9 protein-coding genes are annotated in these 13,284 nt (G+C 67.7%); 6 read left to right on the top strand and 3 right to left on the bottom strand.

From position 1 onward, the window contains the following. The first annotated feature begins 204 nt into the window (after nt 1-204). Complete coding sequence (locus IEY68_RS34005; RefSeq protein WP_063000205.1) at nt 205-1,569, top strand: hypothetical protein; 1,365 nt, start codon at nt 205-207, stop codon at nt 1,567-1,569. Between the two features lie 3 nt (nt 1,570-1,572). Here IEY68_RS34005 and pgi read toward each other — a convergent pair whose 3' ends face one another. After that, the gene (pgi, locus tag IEY68_RS34000; protein WP_058854916.1) at nt 1,573-3,210 is read right to left on the bottom strand and encodes a glucose-6-phosphate isomerase; all 1,638 of its coding nucleotides are present in this window, start codon (nt 3,208-3,210) and stop codon (nt 1,573-1,575) included. A gap of 454 nt (nt 3,211-3,664) precedes the next feature. On the opposite strand from pgi, the gene IEY68_RS33995 reads away from it, so the two are divergent. Beyond that, nucleotides 3,665-5,119, top strand: coding sequence for an NAD-dependent succinate-semialdehyde dehydrogenase (locus tag IEY68_RS33995; RefSeq protein WP_063000203.1), 1,455 nt, complete (start codon nt 3,665-3,667; stop codon nt 5,117-5,119). 89 nt (nt 5,120-5,208) lie between these two features. Here IEY68_RS33995 and IEY68_RS33990 read toward each other — a convergent pair whose 3' ends face one another. Further along, complete coding sequence (locus tag IEY68_RS33990; protein ID WP_030522366.1) at nt 5,209-5,520, bottom strand: chorismate mutase; 312 nt, start codon at nt 5,518-5,520, stop codon at nt 5,209-5,211. 337 nt (nt 5,521-5,857) lie between these two features. Between IEY68_RS33990 and pcrA the strand changes: the two genes are divergently transcribed. Together pcrA and IEY68_RS33980 are read left to right on the top strand one after the other, a co-directional pair. Then, complete coding sequence (gene pcrA, locus IEY68_RS33985) at nt 5,858-8,587, top strand: DNA helicase PcrA (RefSeq protein WP_229719205.1); 2,730 nt, start codon at nt 5,858-5,860, stop codon at nt 8,585-8,587. Nucleotides 8,588-8,625: 38 nt separating this feature from the next. Beyond that, nucleotides 8,626-9,051: a hypothetical protein gene (locus tag IEY68_RS33980; RefSeq protein ID WP_058854915.1), complete on the top strand. Its 426-nt coding sequence runs from the start codon at nt 8,626-8,628 to the stop codon at nt 9,049-9,051. Nucleotides 9,052-9,111: 60 nt separating this feature from the next. Here IEY68_RS33980 and IEY68_RS33975 read toward each other — a convergent pair whose 3' ends face one another. Beyond that, nucleotides 9,112-10,422, bottom strand: coding sequence for a M23 family metallopeptidase (locus IEY68_RS33975; RefSeq protein WP_063000201.1), 1,311 nt, complete (start codon nt 10,420-10,422; stop codon nt 9,112-9,114). 608 nt (nt 10,423-11,030) lie between these two features. On the opposite strand from IEY68_RS33975, the gene sucC reads away from it, so the two are divergent. Beyond that, nucleotides 11,031-12,194, top strand: a complete 1,164-nt coding sequence (gene sucC / locus IEY68_RS33970) for an ADP-forming succinate--CoA ligase subunit beta (protein ID WP_058854600.1) — start codon at nt 11,031-11,033, stop codon at nt 12,192-12,194. Between the two features lie 42 nt (nt 12,195-12,236). Further along, nucleotides 12,237-13,151: a succinate--CoA ligase subunit alpha gene (gene sucD, locus IEY68_RS33965; RefSeq protein WP_058854599.1), complete on the top strand. Its 915-nt coding sequence runs from the start codon at nt 12,237-12,239 to the stop codon at nt 13,149-13,151. The last annotated feature ends 133 nt before the right edge of the window (nt 13,152-13,284 follow it).

Here is a 13,284-nt window from a genome sequence, read left to right as displayed (position 1 = left end):
AGTGCGCGGGTGCTGGCGGTGGGGCGCTCCGAGCTTCGCTCGCGACTCCGAACTGCCGATCACTGTGGCCACGAGTGCGACCGATCCGCCGTCGCGCGGGAGGGGCGGCCTCACCCGTGCCGGGCGGTATCACCCGACCGCCGCGGCGGCGGCCACGGCCGGTCCGTCCGTCCATATGCGATGAACGAGGGTTAGCCTGTGCGAATGCGTCGGTTGAGCGTTGTCGACGAGATCTTTCTGCGGACCCACCAGGGATTCGGCACGCCGATCGTGCTGCAGGGCCTGTGGCGTACCGAGGATGTGGTGGAACCCGCGATGCTCACCCGCTTGCACGAAGCGCTGCGCACCGGTCCGCTCGCTCGCCGCGTGGTCCGCCCCCGGATTCCGGGCGCACGGTCCAGGTGGCAGCACAATGGTCGCGCGCATCCGCTGGAACTCCACGGCACGCCACTCGTGCCCGAGGCGATCCCGGCCTGGGCCGATACTCGCGGTACGCACCTCGATCCCGAACACGGCCCGGGCTGGCGGCTGTCGGTGGCGCCGCTCACGGACGGGGGCACGATCGTCGCCCTGACCTGCTCCCACGTCCTCGCCGACGCCCGGGGCCTGATCATCGCCGTCGAACGCGCGCTCCAGGCGGTGGATTCCGGTGCGGACGCGAATCCGGGCACAGGTCCCGGAGAGCTACCGGACTCGAGAAACGCCGGCGCACATGATTCGGACTGGGTCGATGCCGCGCGCACCTGGGCCACGGTCGCGCTCGGCGGGGCGCGTGCCGCCGCGGCCCGGTTACCCCGCCCGGTGCGGAGGCACCGATCCGAGCTCGCCGAACGATCCGACTCAGCCGTGCCTGAGCTCGGCGGACGGTCTGAGCTCGGCGGCCGACCCGAGCTTTCCGGTCGGCCCCGGCCCGGTAACGCCGAAATGTTCGAGCCCGCGCTGATACTGCGCTGCCCGGCCGCGGAGTGGGAGCGGATCGCCACCGCATACGGCGGGACAGCGAACAGTCTGTTCATCTGGTTCGTCGCGGATATGTTGTGGGCCGCCGGTTTTCCCGCCACCGTGATCGCGGCCAGCCTGCCGGTGGACACCCGGGACGAACCCCGGATCGACAATGAGCTCGCCATGACCGAGATCGTGGTGACCCAGCGGGACGGTCCGGCCGGTATCCGCGCGAAGAGCCGGGCGGCCTACGAGCGGCGGATGTCCAGTCCCGGCGGTCTGCCGGAGGAGTTCCTGTACCTGGTGCCGGACAAGGTGGCCCATCTGCTGTCCCGGGGCGCCGGTGAACGCGACATCCTGTGCTCGAATATCGGCCCCATCCCGCCGGCGCTGTCCGCGCTCGGGCCGCACGAGTGCACCGGTATCGCGACCCGGGCCCTGCACCCCGGCCTCATCCACGCGAACAGGCCCCGGACCCGGCTGTCCGGCTACCTGTGCCGGTTCCGCGACGACTACCTCTTGACACTGGCGAGTCTCTACCCCGAACACATCGCCGACGTCGCCGCGCTGCACCGGCTCGCCGCCGCGACAGCCGCGCGTGTGGACCTGCCGATCCGCCCCTGGTGACCCTCAGCGGTTGGTGCGATACCAGCGGACCAGCGCATCGGTGGACGAATCACCCTGCGGTGCGGGTTCTTCCGGGTCGGTGAGCAGCGGCGCCAGCGCCAAGGCCTGCTGTTTGCCCAGTTCCACACCCCATTGGTCGAAGCTGTCGATTCCCCAGATCGCACCGGCCACGAACACCTGGTGCTCGTAGAGCGCGATCAGCTGTCCCAGCACCGCGGGAGTGAGCCGGGGCGCGAGAATCGTGGTGCTGGGCCGATTTCCGGGCATCACCTTGTGCGGTATCAGTTCCGGCGGCGTGCCCTCGGCGGCGATCTCCTCGGCGGTCTTCCCGAACGCCAGGACCTTGGTCTGCGCGAACAGGTTGCTCATCAGGATGTCGTGCATACTGCCGGTGCCATCCCGGGTGGGCAGATCGTCGGTGGGGCGGGCGAATCCGATGAAGTCGGCGGGGATCAGCCGGGTGCCCTGGTGCAGCAGTTGGTAGAAAGCGTGCTGACCGTTGGTTCCGGGTTCGCCCCAGAAGATCTCGCCGGTAGAGGTGGTGACCGGGGAACCGTCCGCGCGCACCGATTTTCCGTTCGACTCCATGGTGAGCTGCTGGAGGTAGGCCGGGAACCTGGCGAGATCGTTCGAATACGGCAGTACCACACGCGACTGCGCCCCGAAGAAATTCGAATACCACACACCGAGCAGTGCCAGCAGTGCCGGTGCGTTCTCCGCCAGCGGCGCGCCGGCGAAATGGCGGTCCATATCGTGCATACCGGCCAGGAACTCGGCGAAGCGGCCGGGGCCGATCGTCACCATCACCGAAAGTCCGATGGCCGAATCGACCGAATACCGGCCGCCGACCCAATCCCAGAACCCGAACATATTGGCGGTGTCGATACCGAATTCGGCCACCCGCCCGGCATGTGTGGACACTGCGACGAAATGTTTCGCCACCGCGTCCGCGCCGAGAGCGTCCACCAGCCAGCGGCGGGCCGCGGTCGCGTTGGTGAGTGTCTCGAGGGTGGAGAAGGTTTTGGAGGCGACGATGAACAGGGTGGTCGCCGGATCCAGATCCGCCAGGGTCGCCACCAGATCGGCGGGATCGACATTGGAGACGAAGCGGGCGCCGATACCGGCATCCGCGTAGTGGCGCAGGGCCTGGTGCACCATCACGGGTCCGAGATCCGAACCGCCGATACCGATGTTCACCACCGTCCGGATCTGCTCTCCGGTCGCACCGCGCCAGTCACCCGAGCGCACCGAATCGGCGAAGGCGCCCATCCGGTCGAGCACCTCGTGCACTGCGGCGGCCGCGTCCTCGCCGTCGATGGTGAGCGAACTACCTTTCGGCAACCGCAAGGCGGTATGCCCCACCGCCCGGTCCTCGGAGGTGTTGATGTGCTCCCCCCGCAGCATGCGATCGCGCTGGGCCTCGACACCTGCTTCCCTGGCCAGTTCCACCAGCAATTGCAGAGTTTCCCGGGTGACGCGATGCTTGCTGTAATCGATCCGCAACTCACCCGCGGTCAGCGTCAGATCGCGACCGCGCGGCGGATCTTCGGCGAAGAGGTCCCTCAGTTGTAGGGCGGCGATCGCCTCGTGATGATCGCGCAATTTCTGCCATGCCGCCGATGCGGTTATGTCGACGCTCACACTGGCCGAGCGTACAACCCACCGGATCAGGACGCAGGCGGGGCCGGGCCGTGCCGCGGGTTCCGGGCGGTCGTGCGGCGGGAACGCGGACAGTTGCCAGTCGGTAACCCGGGACCCGTTCGGGCACCGCCGGAGGAGACCGGCCAGGGATTTCCCGGCAGTGTGGGCCTGGGTTCCCGCGGTTCGCCGGGCCGAAATGGCCGCATTCGGGCGCCCGCCCCGGTTCCGCCGCGGGCAGTCGGCCCTTCAGCGCCGGCCACGTGAGTACGCACGCCGCGGGCCCACTCGGACCGGCCGGATCACGCTCGTGCGCGCCCTCCCGTCTCCTCCGAATGTTCGGCATCAGTGGTCGGGGTCATGCGGGTCCCGGCCCCGCCCCGCCGAAGGCGGGGCCGGTGAACACTGTCCTCGTGGGCCGGAGATTTCGGGTGTGCCGCGGCCTAGGCTGACTCGTATGGCTTCAGAAACCGAAGTACTCGCATCCGTACCGAAGCAGCTGTGGATCGGCGGGCCCGTCGACGCCACCGGGGGTGGCACTTTCGCGGTGCGCAACCCGGCGAACGGCGAGGTTCTCGTGGAGGTCGCGGACGGGTCACCGGAGGATGCGGTACGGGCCCTGGATGCCGCGGCGGCCGCCCAGGGGGATTGGGCCGCGACTCCGGCCCGCGAGCGGGGTGAGATCCTGCGCGCCGTGTTCGAGCGCATCACCGCGCGTGCCGAGGAATTCGCGCTGCTGATGACACTGGAGATGGGCAAGGCGCTGCCGGAGAGCCGTAACGAGGTGCGGTACGGCGCGGAATTCTTCCGGTGGTTCAGTGAGGAGGCCGCGCGGATCCACGGCCGTTATCTGCACGCGCCGTCGGGTACCGGGCGGATTCTGGTGCACAAACAGCCGGTCGGCCCGTGTCTGGCGATCACCCCGTGGAACTTTCCGCTCGCGATGGGCACCCGCAAGATCGGTCCCGCACTGGCGGCGGGCTGCACCATGATCGTGAAACCCGCTTCGGCGACCCCGCTCACCATGCTGCTGCTGGCGAAACTGTGCTCCGAGGCCGGCCTGCCCGACGGCGTGCTGTCGGTGATCACCTCGCGCCGGTCCGGCGCAATCACCCAGCCGCTGCTCGAGGATCCCCGGCTGCGCAAACTCACCTTCACCGGGTCCACCGAAGTCGGCCGGACCCTGGTCGAGAAATCCGCTTCCGGCCTGCTGCGTACCTCGATGGAACTCGGCGGGAACGCGCCGTTCGTGGTGTTCGACGACGCCGATATCGATGCGGCGGTCGAGGGGGCCATGCTGGCGAAGCTGCGCAACGGCGGTGAGGCGTGTACGGCGGCCAACCGCTTCCATGTGCAGCGCGGGGTGGTCGAGGAGTTCACCGAGAAATTCGTCGCGGCGATCAATGCACAGGTGAAGCTGGGTCCGGGGACCGACCCGGACACCACGCTCGGACCGCTGGTCGACGAGCAGCAGTTGAACACCGTGTCGGAGCTGGTCGAGGACGCGGTGACCGCGGGTGCGTCGGTCCGTGTCGGTGGGAAGGCTCCGGGTGGTCCGGGCTGGTTCTATCCGGCGACCGTGCTGACCGATATCCCCCCGCGGGCGCGGATTCTGCGCGAGGAGGTTTTCGGGCCGGTGGCGCCGATCGTGGCCTTCGATACCGAGGAAGAGGGGCTGGCCGCCGCCAACGACACCGAGTTCGGGTTGGTGAGCTATATCTACACGCGGGACCTGGACCGGGCGCTGCGGGTGGCCGAGGGTCTGGAGAGCGGCATGGTCGGGGTCAATCGCGGGGTGATCTCGGATCCGGCGGCCCCGTTCGGCGGGGTCAAGGCCTCCGGTTTCGGCCGGGAGGGCGGTACCGAGGGTATCGAGGAATACCTGTCGACCAAATACATCGCTATGACGTGACCGACAGTACGAACCGCCCTGGGGCGTAATCACCCGGGGCGGTTCGTGAGGTTGCGGCGGTCTGCGGGCCGCCGCGTCGGTATAGGGCCCTAGCGGCCGAGCCGTCCGCGACCGAGTCGCAGCAGCAGCATCGCCAGGGTGTGACCTTCCTGACCCAGCTCGCTGAAACGTTCCAGCACTTTCATTTCCCGGCTGTGCACCAGCCGGGTACCCCCGGAAGCCATCCGGGTGCGTCCGATTACCCGCGAGATCTCCGTTCGGCGCTTGATCGCCGTGAGGATCTCCGCATCGAGCCGGTCGATCTCCTTACGGAGCTTCTCGATCTCGGCTTCGGTCCGAGGGAGCTCCGAGTCCGTGTCGGTTGTCGAACCCGACCCGGTCGCCGTAGCGGGTGTGCTCATTTCTCATCTCCTCGTGTCAGAACCTGGATCGGCGTCGAGGCGCGTCGTGTTACCGGTCCAGAGCTCCTACACCGTGAAATAGACCCGGCGGGTCTGGTAGTGCCGTTCCCCCTTACCTGCCCAGATAGGGCGTCAGGTGCCCGGTCTGCGGCCCCGCCGTCCACACGACCGGCGCGGATGTTTCGCTGAAGGGCAAACCATATTGCCAGTTTGCCACGGTGGGCGAGGTATGCAAAACGCTCACTGCTGGGGATATCGGGGGCGCGCGGCGCTCGCGTGGAGCGAATTCGGCCGAGTGTTCGATCGTGTCGGGTCGCGGCGGTAGCGTGAACAGACGATGGACACCACCGCGGCAGCACTTCGTTCGGATTCGCACACTTCCCGTGCCACCGCCTCCGCCGCCGGCTCACCGGAGCCCGGCGCGGCGGAGGATATGACCCTGCCCGGGCTGGAGCTACCCGGCGGCGCTCGGAAGGGGGCGAGCCCCGGCGGTCCCGAAGCCGGCGGTCGTGAAGCGGGCGGTGCGCCGAGTGGGCTGGCCGCGTTGCAGCGTCGGGTGCAGGCCGAACAGACGCAGCAGCGCACGGATACCGCGCAGCGCCGGGCCGAGGACGCCGGGCAGCTGCTCGAGGGACTCAATCCGCAGCAGCGTGCCGCCGTCCTGCACACCGGGCCGCCACTGCTGATCGTCGCCGGGGCGGGTTCGGGCAAGACCGCCGTGCTGACCCGCCGGATCGCCTACCTGCTGGCCGCTCGCGGGGCTACGCCCGGGCAGATCCTGGCCATCACCTTCACCAACAAGGCCGCCGCCGAGATGCGGGAGCGGGTCATCGAGCTGGTGGGTCCGCGCGCGGCGAGTATGTGGGTGTCGACCTTCCACTCCAGTTGTGTGCGGATCCTGCGTACCCAGTCGGCGCTGCTGCCCGGGCTGAACTCGAACTTCTCCATCTACGACGCCGACGATTCCCGGCGGCTGCTCACCATGATCAGCCGGGATCTGGAACTGGATGCCAAGAAGTACACGCCGCGGTTGCTCGCGACCGCCATCTCGAACCTGAAGAACGAACTCGTCGGTCCGGAACAGGCAAGCGGCGACGCGGGATTCGAAGACGCGGAACTGCCGCGCGTCGTGGCCCGTGCCTACACCGAATATCAGCGGCGGCTGCGTACGGCCAACGCGCTGGACTTCGACGACCTCATCGGTGAGACGGTCGCACTGCTGCAGCGGCATCCCGAGGTCGCCGAGTACTACCGTCGTCGCTTCCGGCATGTTCTGGTCGACGAATACCAGGACACCAACCACGCGCAGTACGTGCTGGTGCGAGAACTCGTCGGGCATCACACCCCGGGCGCGGCCGGTGAGGCCGCCGATACCGATGCCGGTGCGGCGGCTGCCGCCGGTTCCGATATCCCGGAACCCGATCCGCACACCGTGCCGCCCAGCGAACTCTGCGTCGTCGGCGACGCCGATCAGTCCATCTACGCCTTCCGCGGCGCCACCATCCGCAATATCGAGGAATTCGAGCGCGATTTCCCCGATGCCGAGACCATACTTCTGGAACAGAACTACCGGTCCACGCAGAACATCCTGTCCGCGGCGAACTCGGTGATCGCGCGCAACAGCAACCGTCGGGACAAACGGTTGTGGACCGACGCCGGTGAGGGCGAACTCATCACCGGCTATGTCGCCGACAACGAACACGACGAAGCGGCTTTCGTCGCCCGCGAGATCGACCGGCTGGTGGACGAGGGAGCGGCGGTATACTCCGATATCGCGGTGTTCTACCGAACCAACAACAACTCCAGGGCCCTGGAGGAGATCTTCATCCGGATGGGCCTGCCGTACAAGGTGGTCGGCGGGGTTCGGTTCTACGAGCGCAAAGAGGTCCGCGATATCGTCGCCTACCTGCGCGTCCTGGAGAACCCGGACGATGCGGTGAGCCTGCGCCGGATTCTCAACACCCCGCGCCGCGGTATCGGGGACCGCGCCGAGGCCTGTGTGGCCGTGCACGCCGAACAGCGCGGTATCGGATTCGCCGAGGCTCTGCGTGATGCCGCCGCCGGCGAGGTCGCGCTGCTGAACACCCGCGCGCGCAACGCCATCGCCGGGTTCGTCGCTCTGCTCGAGCAGATCCGGGCCGCAGGGGAAATGGACGAGGTGGATTTCCCGGATGTGGGCGTGGTGGTCGAGGCGGTGCTGGACCGCACCGGCTATCGGGCGGAGTTGGAGGCCTCCGACGATCCGCAGGACGGTGCGCGGCTGGACAACTTGAACGAACTGGTCAGCGTCGCCCGGGAATTCAGTTCCGAGGCTCGGAACGCACTCGTTGCCGCACAGGCCGAAGGTCTGGTCCCGGAGACGGGCGAGGGCGAACCCGAACCCGGTTCGCTGGCCGCGTTCCTGGAACGGGTATCGCTGGTGGCCGATGCCGACCAGATACCCGAGGACGGCTCGGGCATGGTCACCATGATGACCCTGCACACCGCCAAGGGTTTGGAGTTCCCGGTGGTCTTCGTGACCGGGTGGGAGGACGGCCAGTTCCCGCATCTGCGTGCTCTCGGCGATCCCGCCGAACTGGCCGAGGAACGGCGACTCGCCTATGTGGGTATCACCAGGGCCCGGCGCCGCCTGTATCTCACTCGCGCGGTGGTCCGCTCGGCGTGGGGGCAACCGGTGTTCAATCCGGAGTCCAGGTTCCTGCAGGAGGTTCCGGATCATCTGATCGACTGGAAACGGCTCGAACCCAAACGGTCCTCGGCTCCCGAGCAGTACGGTCGCCGTCGCGGCGCCGAGTCGGCCGGTGAGGACTGGACCGGCGGCTGGCCGCAGTCCCGGGACCCCCGGCCGGGTATCGGCGAGGGGCGCCCGGCCCGGCGGGGCGTATCCCGCAACAATGTCGGCCTGGCCCTGGCGGTGGGCGATCGGGTCAGCGACGACAAGTACGGTCTCGGCCGGGTGGTCGCCGCCGACGGTGTCGGCGATATGGCCAGCGTGACGATCGATTTCGGATCCAGCGGCACCATCCGGCTCATCCCGAAGTTCAGCCAGACGCTGACCAAGCTCTAGCGCCCCCGGCGGGTTCGGCGGCGCGGTAGGTTCCGATCATGGAGTCTGTCGCGCAGCATCTGATGTGGTTCGTGCCGATGCTCTGGCTGGGTATGGTGCTGGCCATCTCGTTTCTGGAGGCGCCGCTGAAGTTCCGAGCGCCCGGCATCACGACCGAACTCGGGCTGGGTATCGGACGGCTGGTGTTCCGGGCGTTGAACAGCGTGGAGGCGGTCCTTGCGGCGGTTCTGTCGGCGGCGGCTGTCGTTATCGCGCCGACCGGTGCGGTGTGGGCGTGGCTGGCCGTCACGGTCGTGATCCTGGTGGTCCAGCTGGGCGTGGTGCGACCGCCGCTGTCCCGCCGCTCGGATCGGGTGCTCGCGGGTGAGGAGCTACCCCGGTCCCGGGCGCACTACTGGTACATCGGGCTGGAGATCGCGAAGGTGATCGCGTTGATCGGGCTGGCGATCCACGCCGCACCCTGAAGGGCGGCCGGAGCCGTATATCCCTGAACCCGAGTGCGATCGACGGATACGGAAACCAGGTCAGTCGCCGTTGCCGGTGAGGCTGATCCCACGAGTGGCCAGCCAGGGCACCGGATCGACTTTGTCACTGCCGTTCAGCCATACCTCGAAGTGGCAGTGCGGACCGGTGGAGAACCCGCGGTTGCCCACCGTGGCGATCTGATCTCCGGCGAACACGTATTCGCCCATCGAAACCGTGGTGGTGTCGACGTGTCCGTACACCGTGATGGTGCCGTCGGCGTGGAGCAGACGCACCCACATACCGAAGCCCGAGGCGGGACCCGCGTCGATGACCTCACCGTCGGCTACGGCGTAGATCGGAGTGCCGATCGGTGCGGCCACGTCGATACCGAGATGCTGGACGCCCCAGCGGGCGCCGAACCCGGAGGTGTAGGAGCCGCTGGCGAACCTCGAGAACAGCGGCCGGAACTTGGCTTCCTCGGCCTGGGCGAGATCCTCGGCGAATTGGGCCCCGTTGGCGAGCATTTCGCCGAATCGGCCGGTGTCGACCGGGAGGTTGCCGCCGAGCATCTGCGGCGAGGCGGTGTTCGCGGCGGCCGGATCCTCGGTCGCCATCGACTGGGCGGCGATCTCGTGAACCGATCCGGCGGCCTCGTAGTCGGTGGCCTGCTGGGCCTGTTTGTGATCGCTGGGCTCCGCGGTGGCGCACTGCCCGGCCGCGACCACCGCGCCCGCCGCCACCGCGACGACCGCGGCGCGGCCCTTGAGCGCGGACGGCGGGGCCGCTACGCGATGCGCGCCCCGGGAGCGGGATTGCCGGGGCTCCTCGGTGTCCTCCTCGGCGACCGGCGCGCTCTCCAGCGCCTCGGCGATCGTCGTGGGTCTGTCGTAGCGGGGGGGTTCATCGTGTTCGCGCACCGCGGGTTCGGCATCGTGCCAGGACTGCGCGGGAGTCGCGGACCAGGACTGCGCCGGAGCCTCGGACCAGGACTGTGCCTCGGTCCAGCCCTGCTGGGTGTTCCAGTTCGGATCACTGTGCCAGGCGGGTTTTTCGTCCTGCTGCCATCCGCCCTGCTGCCACTCGTCCTGCTGCCAGGTGTTCTGCGGCTGCCGATCGGCTTCGGACCAGTTGTCGGCCTGTGAATCGGCCCAGCCCTGGTTGGTCGACCAGAAGTCATCGGCGGCGGTGCGATGGGCGTCGGCGGCGGCCGACGCGGCGGCGGTGTTGAGAGGGCGGCGACGGGACCGGCTGTCACCGGGGGCGCCGAACGCGTTGAACGATTGGCCCCCTTCGGCCGGCTGCGCGTTCTCGCGCCGACGCCGACCGGGACGACCGTCGGTTTGCGGGTCGAGGGTGCCGCGGTGGTTCATCGGCCGGTTCGCATCCGACTGGCACCGGAGATCTGATCGGCGGTGACGGGATGCGGCGCCGGAATGGCAGCTGCCGAACGGCCCTGCGACTGCGGAGCGGGGTGCTGCGTCAAGCTGCCGTCCTCTCTAAACCTGCTCGCGAGAGCAATATCACGGAGATCTCTACTCCCGCGACAACCGAATGCGCAAGCACCCACGCCTGTGCAACGTTTGTGATCGGGTTGTGACATCGACGGTTCGACGGTAACGAAATGATTGCGAAGCGGCAAGCGGTAGGACGTTTTCAAACGTTACTGTGACATTGATCACGTTTCCCTCGTGGGTGGAGCTCACGATCGGACTCTCTGTCCTGTGATTGCGACGCCCGGACCACCTACATCTCCTGGACGGTCTGCGCGCACCGCCTGCGGCTCGTCCGGAAGCTACTCGCCGGTAGTCATGGCCTGCGGGTTTGGCCTCCCCGCGGGCGGGCCCGTGACCTGCGCCACTTAGGATGAACGTGCCCGATCGGGCGTCCCTATGAGTGGTTAGAGTCCGAACGACCCGCTACCGACGTCGGGCCGCCAACAAAGACGTTGTCATAGCAACGCAGACGAGACGGTGAGTACATGGATCTCTTCGAATATCAGGCGAAGGAGCTCTTCGTAAAGCACGGGGTGCCTTCGTCGGAAGGCCGCGTGACCGACACCGCCGAGGACGCCCGCGCGATCGCCGCGGAAATCGGCAAGCCGGTGATGATCAAATCCCAGGTGAAGGTCGGCGGCCGCGGCAAGGCCGGTGGCGTGAAGTACGCGGCCACCCCGGAGGACGCGTTCACGCACGGGCAGAACATCCTCGGCCTGGACATCAAGGGCCACATCACAAAGAAGATCCTGGTCGCCGAGGCGAAGGATATCGCCGAGGAGTACTACATCTCCTTCCTGCTCGATCGCACCAACCGCACCTACCTGGCCATGTGCTCGGTCGAAGGCGGTATGGAGATCGAAGAGGTCGCCGCCACCAAGCCCGACCGGCTGGCCAAGGTCGCGGTCGACGCCGTCAAGGGTGTCGATCTCGCGTTCGCCCGCTCGATCGCCGAGCAGGGCCATCTGCCCGCCGATGTGCTGGACACCGCCGCGGTGACCATCCAGAAACTGTGGGAGGTCTTCGTCAACGAAGACGCCACCCTGGTCGAGGTCAACCCGCTGGTCCGCACCCCGGACAACGAGATCCTCGCGCTCGACGGCAAGGTCACCCTGGACGAGAACGCCGAGTTCCGGCACGCCGACCACGCGGCGTTCGCCGACAAGGACGCGACCGATCCGCTGGAGCTCAAGGCGAAGGAGAACGACCTCAACTACGTCAAGCTCGACGGTCAGGTCGGCATCATCGGCAACGGTGCCGGGCTGGTCATGTCCACTCTGGACGTCGTCGCCTACGCCGGCGAGAACCACAACGGCGTGAAGCCGGCCAACTTCCTCGATATCGGTGGTGGCGCCTCCGCGGAGGTCATGGCCAACGGTCTCGACGTGATCCTGAACGATTCGCAGGTCAAGAGCGTTTTCGTGAATGTGTTCGGTGGCATCACCGCTTGTGACGCGGTCGCCAACGGCATCGTGAAGGCGCTCGAGATCCTGGGTGACGAAGCGAACAAGCCGCTGGTGGTCCGCCTGGACGGGAACCGGGTGGAAGAGGGTCGCAAGATTCTCGCCGAGGCCGCGCACCCGCTGGTGACGCTGGCGAAGACCATGGACGAAGGCGCCGACAAGGCCGCCGAACTCGCGGCCCGCTGAGTCGACCTACTAGGGCACGCCCAGTAAAGGACAAAAAGAACTATGTCAATCTTCCTCAACAAGGACTCGAAGGTCATCGTCCAGGGCATCACCGGCGGCGAGGGCACCAAGCACACCGCGCTGATGCTCAAGGCGGGGACCCAGGTCGTCGGCGGTGTGAACGCGCGTAAGGCGGGCACCACCGTCTCGCACACCGACAAAGACGGCAACGCCGTCGAGCTGCCCGTTTTCGCGACGGTGGCCGAGGCCATCGAGAAGACCGGCGCCGACGTCTCCATCGCGTTCGTGCCGCCGAAGTTCTCCAAGGACGCCATCATCGAGGCCATCGACGCGGAGATTCCGCTGCTCGTGGTCATCACCGAGGGCATCCCGGTGCAGGACACCGCCTACGCGTGGGCCTACAACGTGGAGAAGGGTGCCAAGACCCGGATCATCGGCCCGAACTGCCCCGGCATCATCACCCCCGGCGAATCGCTGGTCGGCATCACCCCGGCCAACATCTCCGGCAAGGGCCCGATCGGCCTGGTGTCCAAGTCCGGCACCCTGACCTACCAGATGATGTACGAGCTGCGCGACTTCGGCTTCTCGACCTCCATCGGTATCGGCGGCGACCCGGTGATCGGCACCACCCATATCGATGCCATCGAGGCGTTCGAGAAGGACCCCGAGACCAAGCTGATCGTCATGATCGGTGAGATCGGCGGCGACGCCGAAGAGCGGGCCGCGGCCTACATCCAGGCCAATGTCACCAAGCCGGTCGTCGGCTATGTGGCCGGTTTCACCGCGCCCGAGGGCAAGACCATGGGTCACGCGGGCGCCATCGTCTCCGGTTCCTCGGGTACCGCGCAGGCCAAGAAGGACGCGCTCGAGGCCGCGGGTGTGAAGGTCGGCAAGACGCCGTCCGAAACCGCCGCTCTCGCGCGCGAGATCCTCGAGAAGGCGGCCGTGTCCGCCTGATCCGGTCACTGCGCCGAACTCCGGGAGGCCGTCCGCGTCGCGCGGGCGGCCTCTGTGTTTATTTGCGGCGCCTTCGGCGCCGCTGGGCGGGGCCCTATTAACCCCGGTTCTTCACTCCTTCGCTCAGTCGCTG

This window comes from Nocardia jinanensis, assembly GCF_014645735.1.
Taxonomy (GTDB): Bacteria; Actinomycetota; Actinomycetes; order Mycobacteriales; family Mycobacteriaceae; genus Nocardia; species Nocardia jinanensis.
This window is presented reverse-complemented; position numbering and strand designations above follow the sequence as displayed.